This is a genomic window from Legionella resiliens, from assembly GCF_021344005.1.
Taxonomy (GTDB): domain Bacteria; phylum Pseudomonadota; class Gammaproteobacteria; order Legionellales; family Legionellaceae; genus Legionella; species Legionella resiliens.
In genome coordinates this window covers 257,902-284,408 of the sequence record NZ_JAJTND010000001.1, presented here as the reverse complement: position 1 = coordinate 284,408, position 26,507 = coordinate 257,902, and the positions used below count along the sequence as shown (strand labels likewise).

Genomic DNA, 26,507 nt, shown 5'->3' with positions numbered 1-26,507 from the left:
ACTTTTTAAATCAAAGGAATCGTCGGGCCAAGGCCCGACCTACGCTTGAGAAGTAGAGCATTACTCCCCAAGCCCCTGATTTCTACTGAAACCCAGGTCGCCTTTCTTATACATCCACTATGCTTTAAAATAAATCATATAAATTTTAATTGAGCAAATGCTCAAGCACTATACTTATAAAGATTATGACTCAAAAAACTGGAACTGCTAATTTACCCTTACATTATGGTCGTGTGCCAACATGGCTCGCCGAACGCATGACTAAATTGGGTGCTATCATAAGCCAAGCCATTATCCTCCATTATGGACGTGACGAATTTTTACGTCGTTTAGCCAACCCGTTTTGGTTTCAGTCTTTTGGTAGTCTCATGGGCATGGATTGGCATTCCTCAGGTATTACCACCAGTGTGATAGGCGCTTTAAAACGAGGATTAAGTCCTTTGTCTAAAGAATTAGGATTGCACGTGTGTGGTGGAAGAGGCAAATACTCGCGCAATACACCCCACGAGCTTGTTGCGATTGGTTCGGATGTGGGTTTTGACGGGACGGAACTCGCTCAGACCAGTCGACTAGTAGCAAAGGTAGATAGTGCGGCCATTCAAGATGGCTACGACCTTTACTTGCATAGCTTTATAGTAGCTGATGATGGAAAATGGACGGTTATTCAGCAGGGAATGAATACGGCTAATAAGCAAGCACGACGATATCATTGGCTATCGGAAGGACTACAAAGTTTTGTTATTGCACCGCATGCAGCTATAGAAGGACGCCCTCAAGGCAGTATCATTAACCTGACAGATGAGCGGGCTCAACTCTCCCATTATAAGCAACTTGAGATTTTGCAAACACTTTCGCCGGAACGTATTATAGCCGAAGCTTCTAAACCTTTACCTCAGTGCTTAAGCGTGCCGCATCTCGATATGCCAACCCATCACGATGTCCGCCCTGAAAATATTTCATTGCGACGTTTGCATGGTAATATTGCGGCCGCTATCGAGTGTGGCCCCAAAGACTTCTCTGAGCTTCTTTTAACCCCTAAAGTCGGTGCTCGAACCATTCTCACCTTAGCGATGGTAGCTGAGGTCATTCATGGGGCACCTTACCGGTTTTCCGATCCAGCTCGATTTTCCATAGCTCTGGGAGGGAAAGACCGCCATCCCTTTCCTGTTCCCATTAAAGTGTATGACGAAACGATAGGGGTTTTAAAAACGGCGATTCAAAAAGCGGCCCTAGGGCAAAAAGAAAAATTAGATGCGATTAAACGATTGGATCAACAAGCTCGGGAACTTGAACAACATATTATCAGTGGACCCTCAGTAGAAGACATCATTAAGCATGAAAAAGAAGTCTCCTGGATGTATGGTGGCCGAAGTGTATTGGGGTTTGAACGTAGTGATGACATACAGCCTGAGTCTTAAATAAATGCTTTATATATCTCTTTCTTCACTTTTTTAAATCAAAGGAATCGTCGGGCCAAAGCCCGACCTACGTTAACTGATTTCCTGTCCGCTATTTTTCTGAGAGCTCTTTTACTCTCTGCAATGCTTTTGGAAATTTATCCTCAAACATTTTTTTCCATTCTTCCGACGTATCTAAACGAACAGTCAATGTGGTCACCCCGTCCTTTTCTTTGAGGGTATAATCCTCTAAAGCTCCGGACCATTCTTGGGGGGATTGTTCCTCCCCATTGATTATCTCAGCCAGATGCTTAAACGACATAAACTCATTAGGAATTTTTTTCTCAATGACGCTCGACATGCCATTGTTACTCTTTGGATCAATAAACTGTATTCTGCTGCCTTCCCGCCAATCACTCACAGCATAAGAACCTTCAGCAAAAACATGAGTCCAATCCGTAAAGGTTTTGTCTCCCCAAAGTATGTTCCAGACTTTTTCCTTGGAGGCATTAATATTAATTGAAAAAGGCAGGGTTTCCATTCGAGTTCTTCTCCTCATGATTCTGTATCACCAGTGTATTCTGAATCGGTTATGTGTCAATGTTTTCAGGTACTATCTAACTTGTTCAAACAAATCAAAAGTTTAGACGACAGAGCTCCAAAAATAGTGATATTATCGACTGTAATACTGCATTGTTTTGCTGGTCAATGACGTCCATTCGATGCATGAAGTATGGTCATAGGGATAACATCGAAAGCCAGTAACAATGCACAAACAAGGTGACCATTTCAATACTATAAGGACATAGGCCCCCTATGAATACATTGACATTAAATACAATAACTCGTCTTATTCAAAGCCATCAAAAACCCTTTTTATCCTCATATAAAAAAAACAGAATACCTCTCTGCCTTTTCTTTTCGGCATCTTTAATCACTCTTCCTTCTCTTCATGTTCATGCCGCAACGTTTCCTCCGCCTGGAACTGATGCGATTTATAATACAGCGGGTGATAATATTGATGCGACCGTTCCAGGTACGTCCAAGCTGATCCTCAATGCTGGACAGAACACCACCCTCGCCATTGATGGGATTACGCTACAGATTCTTAACTTTAATAACCTCGGTGGCGGAGCAATTCGTGTAAATGATGGAGGAATGCTGACAATTCAAAGTATTGATGGTGGAGTCGCCAATTTTAATATGAATACAAGCACTTCTGCCGGAGCGATTTCTAATGCAGGCACTGCATTAATTAACAACAGTATTTTTAACGATAATCACGCAACAAATGGTTCTGGTGGAGCGATTTCTAATGCAGGCTTCAATGCATTAGCAATTATTAACAATAGTACTTTTAGCAATAATACTGCAACGAATGGCTCTGGTGGGGCAATATTTAATGGAGGCAGCACCGCAATTATTAACAATAGTTCTTTTAACAATAATAGTACAACAGGCTCGGGTGGGGCGATTTTTAATAATACAGGAATCCTCACTATTACCGATAGCTCTTTTACCAACAACGATGCGTCGTTTGGCGGAGCGATAGCTAGCCTTAATGGTACAGTTAATCTCAATACCACCACGGGTAATACTTCACTCTTTAACGGCAATACTGACAACTCGGGCCGAAACTCCATTACCTTTTTTGGGGCAGGTCTCACCACATTGAACATCGATAACCAAAATAACGCCTTACTTGACATGAGAGACCCTATTCGGGAGGCTCTGTCCCCCACCCATTCTACCCATATAACCCAAACTGGATCTGGTGTTTGGGCACTGGGTGGGGATTCTAATTTTACCTCGGCGCTCGAAGTGGATTTCACTATCAATGGCGGCAGGCTTTATCTCTACAACACTGACGGCAGTTTAGGAGTGACGGATGGTACTATTGCTCTTCCTGGCACTGGTTCGTTTACCTTGGGAATGGGCGCTTCTTTGGTGGCGGGGGGCAATAATACCATTAGTGCGCAAACATCGACTGTTACATTTGAAAATGGCAGCATCATTCGCGGCGGTAGCAGCAGTCAGGCTCTGGGGGGTGGCTCTGGTCTATTTGAAAACGGAGGGAGTACTCATCTAACGATTACGGCAGATAATGGCGTTGCACTCAATGGCCAAGTGACTCTGGCGGCCCTTGATGTGGGTGATACATTTGGTTTAGATGCCGTGTTAGGGGATGGCATTGGTGTTGGAAGCATTTTAAAAAACGGCAATGGAGTGGTAGTCCTCGAGGGAGTAAATACCTATACAGGAGGCACAGGTATTCAAGGCGGCGTGTTGTCAGTCTCCCAGGATGCAAACTTAGGAAATGTTTTAGGCAATCTATCAATGAATGGCGGCGCTTTGCGCAATACGCTTTCTTTTTCCAGCAGTCGTAACGTCAATTTAGGAACCGGAGGCGGCATCTTTGATACACAAGCTGACCTGATCTTAAACGGGACTATCAGTGGCAATGGGTTGCTTACTAAAATCGGGGGTAGCACTTTGGTGCTCAATGGCATCAATACCTATACTGCAGAAACATACATTGCGGATGGCACCTTGTCTTTAGGGCCTACGGGCAGCATTGCTTCAAGTTCTGGCGTAAGCTTAATTGGCAGTTCTGCGGTGTTAGATATTGGCTTGTTGAGTGCTCAAACGATACAAGATTTAAGTGGCGTGGCGGGCAGTGTTGTGGACGTGCTGGGCAGCCTCGCTTTTGGAACAGAAAACTCTACGGTGTTTCAGGGAATGTTTCAGCAAAATGGAAATTTAGTCAAGCAAGGTATCGGTGAAGTCGCATTAACTGGCGACAGCAGTGCCTTTGCTGGACACACTACCATACAGGAAGGGACCTTGCGAGTGAATGGGCAATTAGGCGGTTCGCTTCGGGTAAGCAGCAATGGCCGCTTGATGGGAACAGGGAGTGTGGGTTCTTTGCAAGTGGATGGCACTATTGCCCCAGGAAATTCTATTGGTACCTTATCTATCAATGGCAATTATAGTCAAAGTACGGGATCTATCTATGAGGTGGAAATAAATGCTCAGGGCAATAGCGACCTCATTGCGGTTACGGGCAGTGCTTTGATAAATGGTGGAACTGTTCTGGTCATACAAGAACCGGGTACTTATACTCCAGGGCTTCGTTACACGATTTTGTCGGCTGCCGGTGGTTTAAGCGGCACCTATGATGCCCTATTACCACCTCCAACCTTGTTTTTAGCGTATTTATTAGATTACGATAGCAATAATGTATATTTGATACTATCCCGATTGGCGTCTGCCTTTGCAGACTTTGCAACTACGCTTAATCAAGCAGCCGTAGCCAATGCCGCCCAATCTCTAGGATTGGGTAATCCAGTCTATAATGCGATCTTAAATCTAACGAGTGCTTCTCAAGCTCAACAAGCTTTTAATGCTCTTTCCGGTGAAGCACATGCCTCTATCCTGGGTTCCTGGATAGAAGACAGCCGGTATGTACGCAGCGCCACTTTAAACCGCTTAACCCAAGCATTTATGCCCCAAGTGACTGCAGAAAAAGACAAATTTGGCAACCCTGTGGTGTTAACTCCTGGTGGTACGGCATTGTGGGGCCAGGCATTTGGCAGCTGGGGGCATATTGAGTCTGATGGTAATGCAGCGCAGGTATCGCGAAATATCGGCGGCTTATTTATCGGTGCAGACCGTGAATTTGGCCCTGTGCGATTAGGAGTATTAGGAGGCTATAGCCGCAGCAAGGTCGATATTGATCATCGAGCATCTGATGCCCGTAGTGATGATTACTCTCTAGGAGTTTATGCTGGTAAGCAATTTCACCCATGGGTCGCTAAAGCCGGTGCGGTATACACCTGGCATCAGCTGGATATGACCCGGGATGTAAGCTTTCCCGGATTTTTCAATAACCTTAGGTCTGACGTCAATGGCCATACCGCCCAGGGCTTTGCGGAACTTGGTTATCAAACCCATTTCAGGCAAATGAACCTAGAACCTTTTGTGGGGATTGCCTATGTGGATGTGGATTCAGGTGCATGGCGAGAAACCGGAGGCGCTGCGGCCTTAAGAGGGGATAATTCAGCGAATATGTTTTACTCAAGTTTGGGCGCCAGACAAGCCATGTTACTCTCCTTTATTGATGTAGCTGCGATTCATGAACGAGCCATGCTCGCCTGGCGCCACGCCTATGACGACACTGCAATTAAGTCGACCTTTAATTTTGTCAGCGGCGGCATCCCCTTTGTGATTCAAGGAGCCCCTATTGCCAAAGATTCCTTCGTGCTGGATGTTGGTTTAGATACGGACATCCCCCGTAAAAACCTTAATTTCAGGCTTGCCTACATGGGGCAGTTCGCCAGGGAAGTAGAAGATAATGGGGTATCAGGTACGCTGAGTTGGATAGGGGATTAGAGGATATGAAATAGAGGTAGTTATGAAAAGAGTGGCATTGTCATAATGCCACTCTTCTTAAAGTCTGATTATAGAAGAAACGGAATAAGCGCTTTTCTTTCCTTAGCGAAGTAGGTTGGGTCGTTTTGACCTGAGGTATCGTCACTTTTTCATTTTAAATTTCTCTACGTACTGCTTAAATTTCTCTATGTACTGCACTTTATGCGCGGTACGTAGGCGAAAAAATTTGTGTGGGTTTTCATCAAAAAACTGACGCTATCTCAGGTCAAAACGACCCGACCTACGCTTTCTTTTATTTCTTGTGCTTACCTAATTCAAAATTCAAGGCCTGACCCCATGCACTCAAATTTCTAATTAAAGTATTAGTACAACATGATTGAACTTCGTGAAATTGGATTTACAATGTAACTGTATGTGTTATATCTATTAACTATGTATTGCTATAAAACAACTCATTGGGAGAGTCAGTATATGCAATCAAAAAAAGATGTTTACAAAAAAAAGAGGCGCAGGATGACCGGTGTTGTATCCAATCCACCGGTAGGAAAAATAGTAGATTTTACTCATGTATTTGAGGAGTTCATGCGGACAGATCTCGCACGGCAGAATCTCGATAAACCGGCTTCAGGGGCTTATGACCGGGTCAAGCAGGAGATAACTGACGCCGAAGAAGAGTTAAATAAAATAAAAACAAAAAAAGGCAAAGCGAAAAAGAAAGCTGCATTAAATGAAACGATCACTCAAAAGAAAAAATGGGTAAGCGATGTAAATGATGCCGAAAGTAAAAACTTCTTGGCCTTCTGGGCTACTATGTTTCATGGTTATCGGATTGATTTAGTGGTTAATCAAAAAGAACATATTAGAAGACAGGGGTTAGTTGTTAAAGCAGCTAGTGAAGAATTTGTAAAACTATTGCTAAAAGTTCTCCCACAAGACATTAAAATAGAAGGAAAAACATATACTGCTTCGGAGTTAAAGGAATACAAAAGCATTCTTAATCGGTTTCATAAGTCAATTAAAAAAATCGTTATCGAGGATAAAAATGAAATTACTTCAGAACGAATTAAAAAGCTCCTTTCTGGTAATGATTTAACGATTGAGCATAACTGCATTGGCCATGCAATCTATACCCAAATATATCAAGAAAAAAATCAATTGGTCATTACACATTGCAACCGTGGGAATGGTCAAAGATCGACTTATAATTTAGTTTATCGCATCAATATCGCTGGCTTGGATTTAGATAAGTTAAAAACAGCCATTGAAACAATTACTGGCTTGGAAGTAGTAAAGGGTAATGAAGAGGACTATAAGAAATTTTACGATCAATATGATAAGACACTAAAAGATTTGGGTTTTTGTTTTAGCTTGGGCAAACATTCAAAATCCCAAAAAATAGGTAATTGTGTCCTGGCAAATTTAAAAGGTCTGTTAAAAGAACGATTGCCTGAAGAGGTCTATAAATGGTGCACCATGGAAATGAGGAGCCTAAGCACTATCCAGCATTTGATAAATCCTATGCTGCAATCAGGCAAAGATCTAAAAAATAAACCATTCAATATAGATACTGACGATGATTTTTTTCACCTGAGACAATTAATTAATTATATTTTTGATAAATCGGTGGAAGGAATAGTTAACTGTTATTTCGGTAATACCAGGAAATCTGAAAACTTACAGAAAGCATTCAAGGCGCTAGGGGATTACGAGAAAATAATTAACGAGAATAAAGCGTTGAGTAAGGCGAATAGGGCTGCTATCAAAAATTATATTCATTCAAGAATAGATATATATAAAAAAATATCAATTAATGCCGAAATGCGACAACCTGAGATATTTTATCGAGTGCTGAGGAATGAGGCGGAGAAAATCGTTGCCTTATCCTCCGAAGACCCGGGTAAAAAAGAATTTTTCAACCATTTAATAAGAAAAGCGGCGAGCAACCCCAATTTTTTTAGTGATGTTTATGATTATTTTAACCGAGAAAAAAAAGAAAACAGCAGCGCGCTACTTAAATTAGTATTTACCCAATCTATAGAAATCATCACGGATGATTCTATTTTAAATGATCCAGAATACATTGCAGTCTTCCAAGGCTCGCTAAGAAAAATACTTTTAAAAGAATGTGAAAAAGTTCCTTGTGATCAAGAATTTATTGCATTATTAACAAAGACTCATTTGACCAACATAGATCCAACTTTATATATCGCCGCTTCTGTTGCGATGAAAGAGAGCAAAAACGATGATAGCAAATCTGCAACACTTAAATTATTGTTAGATTCCACTTTAAAAAACAGTGAGTTTTTAGATTTATTCGTGCGAAAAAAGAAGCCTCCAGTTTCCACTTTTTTCAAACAGAAGAGACAAGCTCAAGGAAGTTCCGAGCTTTCTGCCTTTTTTAAAGCGGCAGCGGAATTTATTATTGAACATACAGAGTTGCCTTTGACACAAGAAAAATTGCAACTACATATAGGTAAAATTTTTGATAAAATAACTGAACGTACAGCGGACAAAGATAAGGTAAAAAGATTTTTAGAACTGTTCTGTTATAAACAATTACTCGATTCTAAAAAAATCAATACAAAAAATATTGGCTATTGGAAGAATATCCCTGTACTTGCTAATCAATGCAAACAAATCAACTATTGTTTTCCTGATGCACTTCAAGCAGCAGACAGTGTACTTGATAGTGGTCGCAAATTAAAAACTTTAACCTCTAGACTGGCACCTAAACACGATGGAAAAGCCCATGAGCGAATTCAGGCTGTCTATTGTATCGTCTAGCTATTGATCCAATGTCGCCGCACTGTGGAATAATTTTAGGGGATCATTTTGAGGGGGATGACAGCCCATTTCAGGTACGTAACTGTAGTTATAGTATACGCCTCCACATTGCAGCATTATCCTTACGCAATAAGTTGAATTTTTCAAAGAAGAAACGGAATAAGCGCTTTTCTTTCCTTAGGATAATTGGAAAAATGTGAACGATACCAACGATGATGCGCGATCGCCCGCGGAGCTAAATTGGCTATGGTCCACAAAGTAAAAGAAAAACCAGCAAGGGACCAAGTCGCCACTCCCCAACCAATCCATTGGAGCATTTCGCCAAAGTAATTTGGGCTGCTCAAAAAACGAAACATTCCTCCGTAGGGTATTTTGTAGGCTCCGGGTTTTTTATTTTTATTCATATCAAACAAAAGGTTGTCCGAATTTTGATGGATTATAAATCCTGAAGCAAAAAGTATAAAACCAACGATAAAATGGGGTGTTTGTAACGTTGAAAAGGTAATTTCTTGAAAATGAGTGAGCCAATAGGCATTTACAAAACCATTCACCGTCGTAAACAACGTGGCCGATATCGTGATAAAAATTGGAACCTGCTTTGCATTGTTCAAGCGAAACGGATAAATTAAGGAGCGATAGACGTAATGGAATTGCCACATTCCAAAAAATACCCAGGTAGAAGCAGATGGTCTTGCCATCAGAAAAATAACCAGAAATGTGATCACAGAGGGCAACTCCATAAAACACCAGGAAATCTTTGCAGGGATTTTAAGCCATGTGTCCCTTTGGTCATAACGCCCATAAGGCGCTCGTTTGAAAAAAAGCGTGAAAAATACCACAATGGCCAAGGCACTCCAGAAATAAAGAAATAAGGTGAGATTGTTTTGAGTCATAATTTAATTTTTCCACTCTGTGAAAACCAATGGAGAGTATCGTGGATTGTTGTTTCGATTTCCGTTATTTTGTACCCTAATTCATTTTCAGCTTTCGTACAATCCACCGTTGGTGGATACTTCAACGTGTCGATGGAGTATTTTGTAAAAAGCGGCTCTGTATTTGTGATTTTGGAAAAAAACTCCATGAAGGGCACCACAAAGTAAAGCATGTTTGGGGGAAGAAACAAGCGAGTCATTTTTTTTTGTCTTACAATCGATATCAGTCTGACCAACTGATGCATGTTTATGTCGTGGCCTCCCAAGATATAGCGTTCCCCGGATTTGCCTTTTTCCGCAGCAGTGATTGCTCCTTGAACCACGTCGCGAACGTCAACAAAATTAAATCCCCCGCGGACCAAGAAAGGGATGTGCCCTTTATATATTTTAATGATTGCAGTTCCCATGAGGGATAATTTATAGTCATTTGGGCCAATTACTCCTGTGGGATTAACCACAATTGCATTTAATCCTTGCTCACAACTATCAAGTACTATCTTTTCGGCATGGGCTTTAGATTGATCGTAAAGATTCACGGATTCTAAAGCAAGAGGGCAATTTTCATTTAAAATTTGAGAAATATTGGATTTTTTAGAGCTTTGCATTAGAGTGTGAATGGAACTAAAATGAACTAGCTTTTTTACGTGATTTTTAAGACACGCATTGACCACATTTTGGGTGCCTTGGATGTTTGTTTTACGGACTTCTTCTTCTTCTCGATTGGTAATAGCAATTTTTGCGGCTAAATGAAAAACGGTATCGATATCTCGAGTAGCATGATACAAAGACTCCAGATTTAAAATATCGCCTTGGTACACCTCCAAAGGAAAATGAGAGAGGTATTTGGGTATTTCGCCCCGCACCAGTATTCGGACATCATAGTGTTTTTTAATAAACTCAGCAATGAGGTTATTTCCAATGTGTCCACTAGCTCCCGTGACCAAGATTTTCATGGTTTTTTAACTTCCTATCCAGCATTTTAAAGTTCGAGTCCTAATATCGCTACATAACATATTGCCAGCTTCTCAGCTAACGCGCTTAACCACATTAGCTTTATTTAAAACATCAGGAGCCAGTTTTGCTAAAGACGAACAACCGAGAGAACGACACAATGCCCAAGCGGTCCGCATCGACCAGGGCGTTCACAGTCCCGGCAATGAAAATGTTGTAGAAATCTGTAAATCCTTTTGGAAAGAGGCGAACCGTTTCAAGGCCTAAAATCGCGCCGCCTACTGCCCGAGAACGAAGCGTGCCGGCCAGGAGCTTGTTTTCGGTAAAAAAGTAGCTCCATCCAAGATCTGTTGAAATTTCTGTTTCAGAGACCAGGCTCAGGCCCACGCTGCGAGCGGCATCTAGCAAATCTTCACTTGTGTGCAGAGGCGGCATGCCGGTCACAAACTCAATCCGCTCAACCAGTGCGCGATGCTGCGGATTATTCACGTCGTATTTAGGTGTCAGAACCGCATCATAGACTACATAGCGTCCATTGGGTTCCATGACACGATGGACGTGCCCAAATACTTGTGGAAGCAGATCCTTGGAAATGTATTTAAGTGAGTAAATGCTGTAAACTGAGGCCAGGAAATCGTTAGGAAACGGCAAATTTTGTATGTAATCCCCTTGGGTGACTTCACACAAGTGGTCCAGATTTTGTTGACGATTGATGGCATTCGCCCGCTCTACTTCGGCCTCAGACAATGTGACCCCCAACACTTTCCCCTGGGAAAGCCGGGCAATATCGCGCGCCGCGCCACCAAGACCGCAACCCATATCAAGGGCTGTTTTCCCGGGTAAAAGGCAGAGTACGGAATTAATCCGCTGATGCAAGTTGGAAATGGTCTCCTCGCGTGATTGTCCCTTATGATCGGGCGGATAAAAAACCCAACTGCTGCCATAAGCAATTTCAATCACCTCAGCCATGAGGTCATAATAATGGGTAGCAACGACTGTATGGTTATGAGTCTGCTTTGCAAGAGAGAACAAGCGGTCGTGCTCTTTGACAAAAGAACTCAAGTCATTCCGTCTTATGAGGAAGCGTAACGTCTTCATGTAATTGATTAATAGCGACATAGGGTCTCCTCCTTGAATTGGAACACGCACAACAATTGTGTTTCCCCAATACTAATATTATTTAGAATAGCCAAGATTCAGAGGAAATAGCAAGCGTAGTTCAGTTGCTTGCAACTGTCTCACCTCTCTGCCTACGCCCCGCGGCTTGTCCCTGAGAGATCCTCAAAAAAATTTAACCAGCTCAAAAAGGACTGTCATCACTGTAGATGATGTAGAATAGGTATTTTCCTGTTTCGATTTGTGAGGAACTCTCAAGGCGTTTCCGCGGGACGTCGGAGTAAATCTGGCCTGGTTTTTCAGCGATGTATCGAATATTTAATTGCTTGTAACCAGGATTTACCGCTTTTACCACACGATAAAATGCTGGACGTTCACCGGTTAAGCCTGGGCAGTTTGTTTGGTATATCCATAAAATTAATTAAAAATCAAAAGAATAAGTATTTGCATTAACTACATTATTCGTTAGCGATTATATTAATATTATTACCTACTATAATTTTAATTTTAGGAGTTAAAACTAATGGAAGCTGACCTTCTTGATGAATATAAAGACATACTTTCCCGGTATGGGTATGATGAGAATGATTTTGAATTAACTGAGAAAGATGAAACGGATTATACACAAGATCCTTATTTTACAGTGGGAAAAGTTAGCATAAGATGTAAATCCACTGATATAACGAAAACTTACAATACAGGGCACTCAAGCATTTGGCCAACTGATTTTGAAGATGATTTAAGAGTTGGGTATTTCAAAGATACCTTTAAGGCCTAAATTACTTCTAAGTTTTTGAATTAAAAAACTCTGTAGTTATTGATTGGCCTTATTCAAGTTTCTCTTAAAGGAATCTCAGTATTTTGCCGCAGTGTCAAAAACCCCAGGCCCAACGTCAGTGGCTACTCCATTAAGCCATGCTTTTGACTTAATCTTTCGAGTAAAAGAATGTCAATTCAGTTTTTCTAATAAAATAATATCCGTACCACGGGTATGTGATATTTTTTTTGCTGTTACTGCTGTTTCCTGGAGTATTTTTTGTATATCTGAAAATAAATCAAAACCATGATGTTGTAATGGGCGTAATAAAAAATAAGCTTTGCCTTGGTTTGCCAGCGAATTTTCCAGCGCTCGAATATAACTCTGAAAAGAGCTATCTAAATAAAATCTACAGCGATTTTTAAATTTGGAAGGGGAAAGCATTCCGTGCCCTTGTTGGAAATAGGGAGGATTACTGATAATTAAATCAAATTGGCCTTCCCATTTTTTCTCATGTAATTCATCATAATTTAAAAGATGCCAGCGAAATTGCAATTCAGGGCGATTGACGATAGCCACGTTTTGATAAAAATATTCAGTATAAATATCCTGGATCTCTATAAAATCAATCTGCCGGATTCCGTGAAGATGCCACGATAGTTCAATCCCAATCACTCCGCAGCCTGCGCATAGATCTAATACGCGTAATGAACCAAGATCCGTGTGGGATTTCAATTGTGTTGCGACAAATCTCGCCAGGTGAATTGAATCAAGACTAAAATGATATTCGTCAGGTTGTTTGTAATTATAAGTAAACTGCATTATTTAGTTCGTTCTGCATTGCACAATGCATTTTGAAATGCACAGATAAAATATCATGATAAACATATAATTGGGATGCAACAAGCACTACCTAAAGCAACTCATATTGTGCGCGAAGCGAGGATCGTTTTCGACGCAGTTGATTTTTAATCGTCCTTTTACGGAACTTAAGTTACCTTCAATAGGCTTTCCTCAGGAAGCATCATGCGTTCAATTACGAAATACATGCCAATTCCTAAAATGATCGCTCCATCAATAACAAGGGCAACGGGCCGCATCGAACCATCAAATAAAAGGCCTGTTAAAGCAACAGCTCCGGAGGAAATAAACAAGCGTGTTGACATAATGAATGAAGAGCACGTTCCCTTGAGATTAGGTAAAATTTCCAATGATTGGGCGAAAGTGACGCTCATTGGAAATGCGCAACCTACTGCCATCCAGCACATAGCAAATGTAATCCAACGTGGAGAATCTGGATATTGGAAAGCAAAAAATGTGAAAAGAATAATGGATATGGTACAACACACCATCCCCAAATGAACTGCTTTTCGAGCACCGATTCGTGCAATCACTTTCTCGGCATAAAAACTGGTGAGCGAAAACAACAATACAATTAACCCTTGTTGCATAGCAAATTGGAAATAAGATAATTTGCAGGTATTAATATAATAAAACGAGGCACTCCCTACAAAAGTTAAATAGGCCGTAACTAACATATTGGGCATACCGGCATAAATTAAAAACTTACCATGAGAACAAATTGTCCGATAGTCTTTAAATATGGTCAAAATATTTAAAGGTTGTTTTTCCGTTTTGGTTTCTGGTAATTGCACTATCAGAAAAAGCCATGAAATCAAAGCAATAATCGCAATGAAGGTAAAATTAGCTCGCCAAGTAAAATAATTGATAATAGCGCTGCCTAAAATAGGGGCTGCTGCCATAAAAATAGTGACATAGGCATTAATTTTACCAATATAATTTGCAGCCACTTCGCCACTATACCGATCAGAAATCATGGCAAAGCCCATCACTAAAGTGCTGCTGGCGCCTAAACCCTGAATAAAACGCCAAAACATCAATTGGTATATGGAAAATGAAAACACACAGCCAACTGCTCCAATTAAGAAACAAGTTGCCCCAAAAATCATTAACCCACGCCGCCCCAAAGTTTCGGATAATGGCCCGTACAGCAAACCGGAAATACAAAATGCTAAAAAATTAAGACTTAATGTGTTTTGCACTTGTGCTTCGGTACTACCGAAATAAGTCATAATGCTAGGAAAGCTGGGTAAGGAAATATCAATCTCCATACAGCAACCTAATAGTGAGATAACGATGAGGGCTACAAGGGGTAGCGGAAATACTCTGGATAACATGATGACTTCTTCTTAATCAGGATCAATAGGCGATTGTATCGTCTTAGCAGAACGCATTCTTAAATACGCGGTGCAATTATATCGGTATTTACACGCCTTGAGAAGGTTAATTACTCGCAATGAGTTGTTGATTTGATTTATTGGGGTAAAATTACAAATCCTGGTTGCGCAACTGCCAGTTGAATAGCCAGGTTTGCTTATCAAATAAAAATGTTTCGGCAAAGTAACACTGAATAAGTGTTCTATGAAAAATGGATTTGAAAATAATTCTATTGCAAAAACGTGCTCCTTTATTTTTTTTCTTTTTTTTCCAACTTGTGACCATCTAGATGGCGTTCACTACGTTCATTTTCCTGTTTCTCTAGTTGCTTTTCTTTTTTTGTCCTTCCGAATTTAATGCGATTTTCAGAAGCTTTTTTTTCTTTTTCCAAGCGAATTTTAGTCTTTCTTTTTTTATTAAGATTAATGACGTCTACCATAGCAATCTCTATTAACATGATGTTGTTTATACTATAGCGCATAAAACACGCGCAAATCATCTAAATACACAAATACATCAAATAAGGTCAAAATGTCTTACCAACCGGGATCTCTTCATCACCTTTTTGATTTTCCTGCAGTTCATTTTTAACCGTAGAAAGCTTATCCTTTATTTCCTTAAAATGAGCGTGATCATAAGTCACTCCACTGTGTATTAAATCAGTAAATTTATGTAAAACAATACTAATCCTAAGGCCCAATTTAACCGATTGATGCTCCTTTGCATCAATGGCTACCTTGGCTGTTTCTGAAAAAGGAACACCATGAGCTTGTAACTGACGTAACACATACAAATCAGTTTTCTCAACTGCAGAAACACTCATGGAAATTGTTTTTAAATATTCTGGCGGAATATTTTTAATAAAATAGCCTACCATATGAGGTTGATTATGTTTGATCGACTCCAATAAATATTCCATGTTTTTTTCAACACTTAAAGGTTGCTTTCTAATAACGAATTGTTCAACAAGCATCCTGACACATGCTGTACTCCCGCTGTGAATGGCATCAGGTATCACTTTGTGCAGGTCATCAAATTCTAACTTGGAACCTCTATAATAAGTAAGTACTTTTGTGAGTAGATGCGGATTACCCCCCTTCGCAGCTGCTTGAATTACATGAACTGGGTTATTAAATGGCAAAGCTCCTTTCAGATCGAGTAACTTGTCATAAATTTTTTCCCGCCCATGTGCCAGAGCATCTATAAACAGGGTGGCAAAAATTGCTGAATCCTTATTTTTACCCAGTAAAGCGACTAAAGCATCTGGGTTATTATAGGTAACAGCAGTTCTTACAGCCCGAAGCTCTTTATCTTTTGCCCCGATTTTTAGTAAATGCTGAATCACATCGGCATCATTAAATTCAGCTGCTTTTTCCAGAGTATTAAATCTTCCACCAAAATGGGAAACAGCCTCATCATTAATATTTTCTTGAGTTAAATAACGATCATAAAGTTCGGAAACTTTAGGGAAAACTCTAGGTTCATTGTTTTCTGGATGTCGGATGACACTAAGCGTCATTCCCAAAGCTTTCCCATTCCGATATCTAAGTACTTTATTATGTAACTCGGCAATCAGTTCTCTTTCACTTCCAAACTCCTTCGTACCTGAAGAATAATTGGGATCGTACACAACATATTTATTATCTACCTTTCTAACGGACACAGCATGCATAGTACCTCCAATACGTATTACTTCATTTTGTTGCAATGCGAGTGTTTTAAAAATTTCTTCCCAATTTTTATCGCTGGTCGTTAGGGCAAAATCAAAGGAGGATTTCATTGGTTTATTGTTGATAGTCAATGCGCGGATTGAACTGACCTGACTTAACTCTTTATCAAATTGCTCAGGAAATAAAGTTAAAACCACATCATAGACAAATTGGTTTATATCAGATTCCATTGCAGAATCAGGGCTTTTCTTTACTATCTGTTCGAGTATCTTAAAAAATTGCTCTTCCTTTCCTTCCAGAACATATTTTGCATACATAGTCGCAAGACCGTTACAAATCCCTTCATTATTCATTTGTACGGGCATATTATGCCATTTAAGATACTGGTTTAATCTATGGATTACCTGATTTTGATCAACATGGTGTCTCATAACCCGTCGCTCCCATTCCAGTTAGTGTTGATCCCAACAACAAAATAGTTAGGTTTCTCCCCCGACCTATTTATAAGTATATAACGTAACTATTACGTAAAACTTAATAGAAGCTGATTTTAAAATAACCCTTGGTGATGTGAGTTCTCCCTTTAGCCAAGGCAGGTCTTCAGCTAAGATACCGACACATTCCAAGGACAATACTTGCAGACAGGTTTAGCCTCTATGATGAAGGAGGATACGTTCTAGAATTTTTAAAGCCACGCAATTTATATGTGTTTTTGCAGCTAATGGACTTGAGTTGATTGATTTTGCTATTTCAACAAAAGTGAACTATAGGTTAGTCACATACATTTTTGCTGAGAGAAAGGAGACTATAATGCCATATAAAAAAGTCAATGAACTACCTGATAGTGTTAAGGATAACTTACCTAATCACGCACAGGAAATTTATAAAGAAGCATTTAATAGTGCATGGAAGCAGTATGATGATCCGGATGAAAGGCAAGGAGGTCGCAGCAGGGAAGAGACAGCCCATGCAGTTGCCTGGAATGCAGTGAAAAAAGAATATGAAAAGAACTCGGAAGGAGAGTGGGTAAAAAAATAACAGTGCTGCGGAAATGTTATGAAAATAACCCATAACCCAGGGATTTTAATTTTGAATGCGCAATAAGTAATAACCCCGGGTCAAAAAATCATAATAGAAATAAAATTCAAGGCCCTGTGCTATACGTACGAAGCAAATCTCGCATTAAAAATGTTTAACATGTCACTCTTAAATCTTATGGGCATATAGGTAAGCGAATATGAAAATGACAACCTTTGCCTGTATCGCTTTCAAGAAAGATAGTTCCCTGATGGGCATCAACAATCTGTTTGACAATCCATAAACCCAGACCCAATCCTCCTGGGATTTTTTTTGAAGATAATTGCACATAGGGATCAAAAATTTTTTCTTGCTCGGCTTTCGCAATTCCATTTCCGTAGTCTTTTACCTCCAGGGTTATTTCTTCCCGCTCTTGTTTCAGGACTATTATAATGGGATATCTTGGAGCATATTTAATCGCATTCGTAATCAAGTTCGCAAGAACTTGCTCAATCCGCATGGGATCCCAATAGCCAAAAATTGAGGGTTGAATGTTCGTTTTAATGTCACAACCTGCAAGACGACAATTCTCTTTATACCGTTCTGTAATGGAGGCAACTAACTCAGACAAATTAAAATAACTACGTTCTATGGGGATGTTTTGTTCATTTAAAACGGAAGTTACATCTAGGAGTTTATCAATTAATGTTTCAAGACAAATGCTTTGCTCTTTAATTTTTTTAATGAGATGAATGAACTCATCGAAATGTTCCAGAAGATAATTTTTATCTTTTAATAAAAGTCCATCAAGATAAAGTGCTAAAGCGGTAATTGGAGTTTTAAGTTCATGAGATGCAACGGAAAAAAAATCATCTCGACTTTTTAATGCGTGCTCCAACTCTTTTGTTCTCTCTTTAACTCGAGCTTCTAATTCTATGTTTTGCCTATGTAATTCATCTTTTAACAGTTTCACCGAAGCATTTTCCACCATTTCCCATTGTCCATCTTGGAGTATTAAAGCGAATTGATGGCTTTTTATTACATTAAAAATTACTTGTGAATCACATTCACAAGTACGGTAACAGCACAAAGCAATAATTTTATGATTGTAGAAAGTGGAACATACTTCATTTTCAAAATTTAAAAAATCATTCTTGGCTTGATGTGTTGAGAAATTAGTTGGTCCTCCGGCGATGCGCAGCCCATTATATCCCTGATTTAAGGCCTTCTTTTCTAACTCCAGAAGATCAGCGAGCAGCGGTGCCGCTGTTTTTGCACATGCATTCTTAAAACATACTTCCCTTTCGAAGAAGAGCATTTGACCTTTTTCGATTTTTGCCTCTAGCTCAGGGATATGTTGTAATAACAACGTGTAAACAGGATTTTTGTCTTCGTGATTTATCCAAATGCATAACTCATTATGATCAAGGCCTGTCTGGAAATAAGGGATTAAAATGTCCATTAAGTCTTGGTAGGTATTAAAGAATTTACAGAAATGCGTTCCCCAATTAATCTTTTTAACCACAGAAATCCCTGAACTCGTAAATGCCTGCGCCTCATCGAGAACAATAGGTGGGCAGTTAAAATGAGTGGGTTCAATTAAGGTTTTCATTTCTAAAAAGGCTCCTTTTTAAATAGTGCTTTACTATTAATGCAATATTCTAAAATAGTCATTAAAGAGCGAGTGTCTAAGGGTTTTTTTAGCAAATACTCGTTATCTCTTTTGTTTATTCCATCTATTTTCGAGCTTGCCGACATAACAATTGTAGGGATGGAGGCTAAATAAGGAGAGAAGGCTTGAATTTCACGAAACTCAAGTCCATCCATATCAGGCATCATTAGATCCAGAAGTATTATTGAGGGGCATAAATGATTTTTTAAAACGGTTAAAGCATGCCGTCCATTTTCAGCATTAAAAACACTATAACCTTGTGATTTAATAAACCAAGCCATGGCGTCTTTAACGGCCAGATCGTCTTCAATGATGAGTACATCCACTTTTTTTAGCGCTTGAGCAACATTTATAACCCTGCTATCCATATTAATCCTAAGATCTTCGAGTTGCCTTATTTTTGTGTAAGCGAATGGAAAAAGATTTTCATTGGAACATTAGGCAAATTTATCTGATGTATTGTTATAAATCAAACAAAAGATATGAGATTGCTTGCGTGAATTAAGCAATTATAGAACTGATTGCATGGTTCAATAATAGACAAAGAGCAGGATTTTTGATTAAAATGATTGACATATTCAATCATTTTAATTTAAAATTCACTGTGATAAAAGAAAGTATTTAAAAGTAGGTTTAAACGCGCCATGAAAATTACATCTTAAGTACGCCCATTTATAGGGCAAAGAGAGCAAGTCAGTTTGACTTCCAATTTTTTTACTGTCCTAAACGACATACTTAAGAGCAAATCATGAACCATAAACCGATTCAATTTAAAGACCTAAGCCTTATCTCCCCGCATAAAACCTGTTTTGAATTCCTTAGTAGTGAAGTTGGTGATTGCATTACGCTGATTGGTCCTTATGGCTCAGGTAAGTCAGGCTTCGATCATAATTGTTCCATCCACATTGAAACCAAGAATCTGCTTCTTCGAGGAAACTTACCTCGTTTCAATGAGGCACATGTAGAGGTAATCCCATCATGACTCATCGTTTGCCCGCTCACATGGGCTCTTTTATGTGGCATTTTTTAAAACCGTATAAAGCCATAGTTATTTTATTTATCCTTCTTGCCCTGTTGGCTGGCTTTTGGGGACCGTTGAATAGCTTATTGATTAAGTCCTTCATTAATACTTTGGCTGCAAAGACCAGTATGGGTATGGATATGAACTCTTTGTATTGGATAGCTGGATTACTGGTGTTGAATTTTATTGTTTTTGATAATGTAACGTGGCGAACCCTCGGGTATTTGAACTATAAATACGAAGCGGTCATCAAGAATCAAATCATTAGCCAAACGTTTGAGTATGCATTGGGAGGCAGCCATCAATTTTTTCAGGATCATCTCTCGGGGCGTATTGCCGATCAAATTAAAACTCTTGCTGATAATCTTGAGATTATTTTGCATCGAGTGTCTGTAGATTTTCTTCGCGGCGCGTCACTCTTGGTGGTTTCATTTATTACCGCTTATTTTGTTAATCCCTTGTTCTTTTATATTTTATTCCTCTGGTTCATCGTCTTTGCCTCCTTTAGTATTTGGATGTCGGCACGATTAGTCCAATTGTCTGATGATCATGCAAGTTCAGAATCCCAGCTTTCTGGTCAATTGGTAGATAGTCTGGCGAATCAATCCAATATTCGTATTTTTTCACGAAAAATCTACGAAGTGGAACGCATGAACTATTTCTTTCGCTTGGTGCAGCAAGCATTTCAAAGCAAAGAGATTTTTATTGTTTTGTTATGCTGTGCACAAGGTTTAATGATTGCGGTAATGATGGGGTTGGCATCGATTACTTTAATCCATTTATATGGCAAGGGTCTTGTGAGTATTGGGGATTTTGCCTTGATTCTTGGACTCTCTATGGAGTTGGGCCATATGATGTGGTACACCATGTATCAAGTAGATCAATTTAACCAAGCCTTGGGCAAGGCAAGACAAAGCTTAAATGCATTGGTTATACCCCATGGAATCAAAAATAAAAACAATGCATCCCCATTAATAGTCACTCAAGGGAGAATTGAATTTTCCAAAGTAAAATTTCATTACCATGGCGGCTATTCTCTTTTCCAAAATAAGTCTGTGACGATTGAGGCAGGCCAAAAAGTTGGTTTAGTAGGTTATTCAGGCAGCGGCAAATCCACTTTTGTGAATCTGATTTTACGGCTTTATGAGGTTGTGGATGGGCAGATTTTGATTGATGGGCAAAACTTATCCGAAGTGACTCAAGAAAGTCTCAGGCAAACTATTGCCATGATTCCCCAAGACCCAACCCTTTTTCATCGAAGCCTTATGGACAATATTCGTTATGGCAGGACAGAGGCAACAGACGAGGAGGTCATTTTAGCCTCCAAGAAGGCCCATGCTCACGAATTCATAAGCCTTTTACCTGAAGGTTATGAAACGTTAGTCGGTGAACGTGGTGTAAAGCTTTCAGGCGGTCAACGCCAGCGGATTGCGATTGCCCGAGCTGTATTGAAAAACGCTCCGATTTTAATGCTTGATGAGGCCACGTCTCAGCTGGATTCCATTACCGAGGCGAACATTCAAGAAAGTCTCTGGGATTTAATGCAGGGGAAAACAACCCTGGTAGTTGCGCATCGCTTATCTACCCTATTGCATATGGACCGAATTTTAGTATTCGATAAAGGCCATATTGTTGAAGACGGTACACATGCCCAATTGTTGAAGCGTGATGGGTTGTACAAAACACTTTGGGATGCCCAGGTGGGAGGTTTTTTACCCGAATTTACTGATGAAATGATTCTAGCTGACCAAGAGAGAGAATAAATTACGTGAAACAGGAGCAAACATAACCTTGTTGTGGAAGTGAGTAGATAGAAGAGGAGTGGATTATGGGAATTAAATAAGGTCTGATTCATTCTAAAATCAGTATTTATGCCATACTATAAGAAAGGGACGCGAAATCAATTTTGAATAAATCTAAAAAAATAAACAATTGTTCTTCCTTGATATCACTTAATATTAATATCTAACCGGAACAAATTATGTTTATTTATACTGCAAAATTATACATAGAAGAGAAAACTATAGATGAAAGGAATAGTGATGATTTAGAGGAGCTATATCTCTGGATGATGACAGAGGCGCATGATCAAATCACGCATTATAATGGTTCTATTATCAATAATAATACCCACGAAGTGGTAAGAACTTTTCAGAGCGCATCAATAGAATAGGGAAATGGTTGCAACTAGGATTTCAATCTAATTACCGGGCAAAGATTGACCTACCTGCTCATAGGTTATTATTTCGCTGCTTTTGATAAATCTGTCTATTCAATGATAAAGGAGAACACAGTTAAGACCAAAGATTATTATACCTATTTTTTAGCTCACGAAAAATAATATGGGCGGGCAAAGACGTAGTTGATTCATTTGCATACATTGAGATTTTATTTTTAATGGCAATGGACTTGTTTTGCTGTGATTCCATGGTTAAATCAATTTCCTTTATTTGCGCTAATAAAGTCCTAACTAATTTATCATCTTTTACATCTGAAACAAGAAAGTACGCGTTCCCTGTCCCATCGTTTATTCCATAGTAAAATTTTTTTTCGTGTTTATATGGAAAGTGTTTCGAATTTTTAGTTGCGTATTTTAATGTAGTAGATGTAATAAAAGGGTCATCTTTTTTTATAGGAAAGAAGTTGGAGATAGAGTCTGTTTCATTATTAACAGATAAAATAATTTCATTGTTATTCGATACGATATAAACACCAAATATTTTCATTAAAAATCCCTTTCTGGAAAAATACAACGACTCAGATTTTTAAAAATTAAAAAACGAACAAGGCAAATCTTCATGTAACCTGTGGAACGAATTACAAATAATGATACTAATATGACGGGTTCGATTCAAGCGTAGCCTTTTGCTGTAAAGCAAAAGAGGCAGGTTTTTGAATTTTGGAGATATTTTTATAATTAGAGGCCCGACTTCATACGCCAGGTGTTTGTTATTTTGTAAGATAAGTGATATTTATCAAGGATACACATGAGTAACAGGAGTTTTATTGGTTAATGGCATCTCAATTAGATCATGCACTGCACGAAAAGTTAATATTTCCTTAATCAATTAGAACTATAATTTTACTTATGTAATAAAGTGGAATTACCTAATGCCCTTTCCAAAAATATCAGCAGCGCTTAATAACTGCCCACTTCATGCGATAACTCCTGAGTTAGTGCAGGAAATATATTATTTTGCAAAGGATGAGCATTACGATAATCACCATAACGATGCCTATGCAGTACTAAAAAATAATTTTGCCGAATTTTATGGATTTGATCCGCACACTTTTTCCTGGAAACACTTTGCCGGTATTCTAAAGCAGTATAATCCTTATGATATTCAAATCCTGATGGGGCCGGTCCTTCGTCGCTTTATGGCAGTTCAACTAAATAAGCCGGAAATATATACAGAACTTGCTCCCGGAGTACATAGAGTTAAAGAAGATGTTATTAGTGAATATACAGAAATTGATCCGGGAACTGCCCGCTTTTCAAGCTTAGATCAGCATGATGTAGCAATTCTCGTATGTAAGCCATTGGGATTTAGCCTAAAATATATTCCACAGGCAGGGCATGGATTTGAAATGACAATTGATCCAGATACCCCACTGCCAAAACCAAAACTTATAACGATTTGCCATACTGGAAGCCATTTAGGTGCTGGACATGGCGGACATTGGGAAAGGACGGTTAACCCATTAGAACGAATTGAGTATGAAGGGCATAAAAGTACGCAATTGCATCATTACGTAACATTCTTAGGCAATGACCCTCAAGTAAATCGTGCTGGATTTGGATTTTTAAGAGAACATGTCCAATTAGCCGCACGCAGGCTTAGAGGGGAAAAGGTTGATAATGAGCTTTGCACCTTATATAACGCGGTTACTCTCATTGAAAAGTATCTAAAAAATATTCAAGATATGCCTCAAGATGTGGCAATAAGGTTGTTAAGACCTGCGTTAGAACGCAATAAATATGCTAGGGAATTCATTGAACACTACCAATATGACGCACATGAGTTTGATCCACGAATCGTAGACTGGCTCAGTGCTGGGAGTGAATTCTTAAAGCCGGTTTTAAGCGCCGGTAAAGAAGAGATAGCCAAAAGACTGGCCGAACCCCCGATCCTCATTAAGCCAAACCAGTTACCTACTCCCTATGGAATTAAGGGAGAGAGAAAATTCTACAAAAACCTTGCATTACTCCAGAATAAAATCACTGATTTGAAAGAGCGCAAAGATAAGGCCTTGGCTGAAGCAAATGGTGATGAAAGTGATGAAGACTATCTTGCACTTCATAATGCTTGGGATTGTGCTCAATCACTTCATCGAGAGCTTAAGAACAAAGCAGATTTATATTTTGCAGCTCCAGACGAAGCGAGCTACGCAGTATTTAAAAGGGAATCTCTAGTTTTGATTCGTGATGCCCATCGTGTGCTTGATGCGCATCGAGGTTGGTCAGAGTTTCTAGTAAACCTCGCTCTTGGTGTCTTAACGGTAGGAATTGGGGTAGGAATTAAAGGTTTGATAAATTGGGGATTTAATAATCCATTTCTATTTGTACATCAAACACAGTCCAGTCAAATACTTGATAAAATTGCAGATGTTGTTGTTAATAAGGCTGACCCAGGCAATCCAATAGGTGAGGATGATGAGGGTGAGGACATTGCCAATGATTTTAATTCATATAGTTGACGAAGATAGTGATGATGGCACCTGTAATCCAGTAGAATATTTTTAACGAAGCACAAAAGACAACACTTGCTCTCTGATCATTTATCTTTAACGCGTTCTATTTGATATGATTGCTAATCTTAAAACTACACCGGAACAAAGTGACTCTTTTTCGAGTGAGCCAGCACATTTTAAAGTTTTTGTTTTTCAACCGGATGAATATTTTTTTTCTTCTTCTTTCGAAGAGCGTTTAAACATTTTAGAAAGACGGATTGTCCTTGCTAAAAAATATGTGCAAGACAACATTGAAACTAAAACGAATAATCAATCTAATAAAAACAAAAAATCAAAGTTTCAATTCATAAATTTTCTCCGCAAACACAATGAAGAAAAACAGCTGAAGTATCCTACACCAACAGCGATATTTGTAGCACCTGAATATTTATTTAAAGATCAATCTGAGCTCTGTTATAAAAGATATTATTCTCAAACACAAAAGAATACGTTCAAGAATAAATTAAAAGAACTTTCTATGGACACCGACATGTTAATTGTTCCAGGAACCTTTTGTTGGTATAAAAAGGCAAAGAATGATTCAAACAATTATTATCGAAATACCGCCTATTTTTTTCATCGTGGTCATGTGGAAAAATATAAAAAAAGACATCCTCATACAAACTATGATTTTGACTATGCTGATGAAGGTTTTTTAAATTTCATGGATGAGCGCCGAAGATTTTTCAAATCAGGAATGCAAGATAGCATTGTTAAAGATTTTTCCGGGATGAGGTTCGGCATTGAAATTTGTTATGATAGCGTGCAAAGGACTTTATCTGATTTTGTTCATGACCACGATGTATCGTTAAATGTACAGCTGATTATCGCTGATGGGGCTGAAAAATCTACTTCAGTGACACGGGCAGGAACTCTTTTTATTAAGGTCGAGAAAGAGGCAAATAAAACAGAGATAGGCACAATAACTCGTAATCATTCTGATGATAATGTGAGCATACAGCCAGCCATTGGTTTAGGCAATATAGAGGAACAGGATCTCACTTGTTTTAAATTTAAGTAATGACAGGAATACAAGGGGCAGGTGGGTTGATAATACGGAGGCCATTAAATTTTCTTAGATGGCCTAGTGGAAATTTTTTCAGTCTAAAGAACGGATTGCGAATAATCAGCTATAGTTAATTATATATATCAAAAGGAACTGATATGGAAAATAAAAAAAATATTACGCATCCCGATACAGAAATCATGCAACGTCACTGGGGATGGTTTTTGGGTTTTGGCATTCTTCTCTTGATCTTTGGCGTTATTGGTTTAGGAATGGATATCTTATTAACCATAGTCAGCATGTATTTTTTCGCCGCGTTACTCCTGATTTCAGGACTATCGCACTTTGCCGACGTGTTTAAACATAAAGAATGGAAAGGTACGGTTTGGCAAATTCTCGTTGCAATACTTTATCTTATTGGCGCAGGTATTGTCTTATATGATCCTTTATTAGCATCGACCATCATTACTGCTTTATTGGCTTGGACGCTTATCGTTATTGGTGTTGTCCGCATTAGTATGTCCATCTCCTTACGGAACACAGAGGGTTGGGGTTGGATCTTATTTGCCGGGATATGCTCCCTAATACTGGGTATCCTGATTCTGTTGCATTGGCCAATGAGTGGATTATGGGTCATTGGATTGTTTATTGCGATCGATATGATGATCAGCGGTTGGACTTATATTTTCATAGCAATTTCCTTACGCAGATCTAAATCACTCTGATTCCCAATATAAGTGCTCTTCGCTCAGCAAAGCCTGGTTGCTTGCAAAGCAGGCTTGCTGCAACTATAGAATTACGCAAGGGAGCATCATAGGAAGCA

General features: G+C 39.1%; 21 protein-coding genes. 10 read left to right on the top strand and 11 right to left on the bottom strand.

Annotated elements, in window-relative coordinates:
* Positions 1-185: 185 nt before the first annotated feature.
* Positions 186-1,418: a DUF763 domain-containing protein gene (locus LXO92_RS01185; RefSeq protein WP_232890200.1), complete on the top strand. Its 1,233-nt coding sequence runs from the start codon at positions 186-188 to the stop codon at positions 1,416-1,418.
* 91 nt (positions 1,419-1,509) lie between these two features.
* Here LXO92_RS01185 and LXO92_RS01180 read toward each other — a convergent pair whose 3' ends face one another.
* Entirely contained in the window at positions 1,510-1,938 is a 429-nt protein-coding gene (locus LXO92_RS01180; RefSeq protein WP_232890199.1) for an SRPBCC domain-containing protein, read from the bottom strand.
* Between the two features lie 275 nt (positions 1,939-2,213).
* On the opposite strand from LXO92_RS01180, the gene LXO92_RS01175 reads away from it, so the two are divergent.
* Together LXO92_RS01175 and LXO92_RS01170 are read left to right on the top strand one after the other, a co-directional pair.
* Positions 2,214-5,789 carry an autotransporter outer membrane beta-barrel domain-containing protein gene (locus LXO92_RS01175; protein ID WP_232890197.1) on the top strand — a complete coding sequence of 1,192 codons (3,576 nt, stop codon included), beginning with the start codon at positions 2,214-2,216 and terminating at the stop codon, positions 5,787-5,789.
* 513 nt (positions 5,790-6,302) lie between these two features.
* Positions 6,303-8,573, top strand: a complete 2,271-nt coding sequence (locus LXO92_RS01170; protein WP_232890196.1) for a hypothetical protein — start codon at positions 6,303-6,305, stop codon at positions 8,571-8,573.
* Between the two features lie 143 nt (positions 8,574-8,716).
* On the opposite strand, the gene LXO92_RS01165 is transcribed toward LXO92_RS01170, so the two are convergent.
* From LXO92_RS01165 to LXO92_RS01155, 3 genes are all read right to left on the bottom strand, one after another.
* Entirely contained in the window at positions 8,717-9,466 is a 750-nt protein-coding gene (locus LXO92_RS01165; RefSeq protein WP_182350926.1) for a methyltransferase, read from the bottom strand.
* The gene (locus LXO92_RS01160) at positions 9,463-10,458 is read right to left on the bottom strand and encodes an NAD-dependent epimerase/dehydratase family protein (RefSeq protein WP_182350925.1); all 996 of its coding nucleotides are present in this window, start codon (positions 10,456-10,458) and stop codon (positions 9,463-9,465) included. The genes LXO92_RS01165 and LXO92_RS01160 overlap by 4 nt, the downstream gene beginning before the upstream one ends.
* A gap of 112 nt (positions 10,459-10,570) precedes the next feature.
* Positions 10,571-11,575: an SAM-dependent methyltransferase gene (locus LXO92_RS01155; protein ID WP_232890195.1), complete on the bottom strand. Its 1,005-nt coding sequence runs from the start codon at positions 11,573-11,575 to the stop codon at positions 10,571-10,573.
* 520 nt (positions 11,576-12,095) lie between these two features.
* Here LXO92_RS01155 and LXO92_RS01150 point away from each other — a divergent pair.
* Positions 12,096-12,350: a hypothetical protein gene (locus LXO92_RS01150; protein ID WP_182350923.1), complete on the top strand. Its 255-nt coding sequence runs from the start codon at positions 12,096-12,098 to the stop codon at positions 12,348-12,350.
* A gap of 171 nt (positions 12,351-12,521) precedes the next feature.
* Here LXO92_RS01150 and LXO92_RS01145 read toward each other — a convergent pair whose 3' ends face one another.
* The 4 genes from LXO92_RS01145 to LXO92_RS01130 all read right to left on the bottom strand — a co-directional run bounded on the left by LXO92_RS01145 (position 12,522) and on the right by LXO92_RS01130 (position 16,668).
* Positions 12,522-13,151 carry a methyltransferase gene (locus LXO92_RS01145; RefSeq protein WP_182350922.1) on the bottom strand — a complete coding sequence of 210 codons (630 nt, stop codon included), beginning with the start codon at positions 13,149-13,151 and terminating at the stop codon, positions 12,522-12,524.
* Positions 13,152-13,318: 167 nt separating this feature from the next.
* Positions 13,319-14,527 (bottom strand): multidrug effflux MFS transporter, encoded by a 1,209-nt coding sequence (locus LXO92_RS01140; RefSeq protein ID WP_182350921.1) that lies wholly within the window; start codon positions 14,525-14,527, stop codon positions 13,319-13,321.
* A gap of 290 nt (positions 14,528-14,817) precedes the next feature.
* Positions 14,818-15,006, bottom strand: a complete 189-nt coding sequence (locus LXO92_RS01135) for a DUF4169 family protein (protein WP_182352895.1) — start codon at positions 15,004-15,006, stop codon at positions 14,818-14,820.
* Between the two features lie 87 nt (positions 15,007-15,093).
* The gene (locus LXO92_RS01130) at positions 15,094-16,668 is read right to left on the bottom strand and encodes an ankyrin repeat domain-containing protein (protein ID WP_182350920.1); all 1,575 of its coding nucleotides are present in this window, start codon (positions 16,666-16,668) and stop codon (positions 15,094-15,096) included.
* Positions 16,669-17,047: 379 nt separating this feature from the next.
* Between LXO92_RS01130 and LXO92_RS01125 the strand changes: the two genes are divergently transcribed.
* Entirely contained in the window at positions 17,048-17,275 is a 228-nt protein-coding gene (locus tag LXO92_RS01125; RefSeq protein WP_182350919.1) for a ChaB family protein, read from the top strand.
* Positions 17,276-17,450: 175 nt separating this feature from the next.
* Here the strand turns inward: LXO92_RS01125 and LXO92_RS01120 are convergent, their stop codons facing one another.
* Complete coding sequence (locus LXO92_RS01120) at positions 17,451-18,866, bottom strand: ATP-binding protein (RefSeq protein WP_182350918.1); 1,416 nt, start codon at positions 18,864-18,866, stop codon at positions 17,451-17,453.
* A 2-nt stretch (positions 18,867-18,868) separates the two neighbouring features.
* Positions 18,869-19,294: a response regulator gene (locus LXO92_RS01115; protein ID WP_182350917.1), complete on the bottom strand. Its 426-nt coding sequence runs from the start codon at positions 19,292-19,294 to the stop codon at positions 18,869-18,871.
* Between the two features lie 380 nt (positions 19,295-19,674).
* Here LXO92_RS01115 and LXO92_RS01110 point away from each other — a divergent pair, with 380 nt between their 5' ends.
* Together LXO92_RS01110 and LXO92_RS01105 are read left to right on the top strand one after the other, a co-directional pair.
* Entirely contained in the window at positions 19,675-19,908 is a 234-nt protein-coding gene (locus LXO92_RS01110) for a hypothetical protein (RefSeq protein WP_182350916.1), read from the top strand.
* Positions 19,905-21,710, top strand: coding sequence for an ABC transporter ATP-binding protein (locus LXO92_RS01105; protein ID WP_182350915.1), 1,806 nt, complete (start codon positions 19,905-19,907; stop codon positions 21,708-21,710). Before LXO92_RS01110 ends, LXO92_RS01105 begins: the two co-directional genes overlap by 4 nt.
* 531 nt (positions 21,711-22,241) lie before the next feature.
* Here the strand turns inward: LXO92_RS01105 and LXO92_RS01100 are convergent.
* Positions 22,242-22,673, bottom strand: coding sequence for a hypothetical protein (locus LXO92_RS01100; protein ID WP_182350914.1), 432 nt, complete (start codon positions 22,671-22,673; stop codon positions 22,242-22,244).
* A gap of 385 nt (positions 22,674-23,058) precedes the next feature.
* Between LXO92_RS01100 and LXO92_RS01095 the strand changes: the two genes are divergently transcribed.
* The 3 genes from LXO92_RS01095 (at position 23,059) to LXO92_RS01085 (ending at position 26,409) form a co-directional block, all read left to right on the top strand.
* Positions 23,059-24,645: a hypothetical protein gene (locus LXO92_RS01095; protein ID WP_182350913.1), complete on the top strand. Its 1,587-nt coding sequence runs from the start codon at positions 23,059-23,061 to the stop codon at positions 24,643-24,645.
* 106 nt (positions 24,646-24,751) lie between these two features.
* Entirely contained in the window at positions 24,752-25,699 is a 948-nt protein-coding gene (locus LXO92_RS01090) for a carbon-nitrogen hydrolase family protein (protein WP_182350912.1), read from the top strand.
* Between the two features lie 143 nt (positions 25,700-25,842).
* Complete coding sequence (locus LXO92_RS01085) at positions 25,843-26,409, top strand: HdeD family acid-resistance protein (protein ID WP_182350911.1); 567 nt, start codon at positions 25,843-25,845, stop codon at positions 26,407-26,409.
* Positions 26,410-26,507 lie beyond the last annotated feature (98 nt).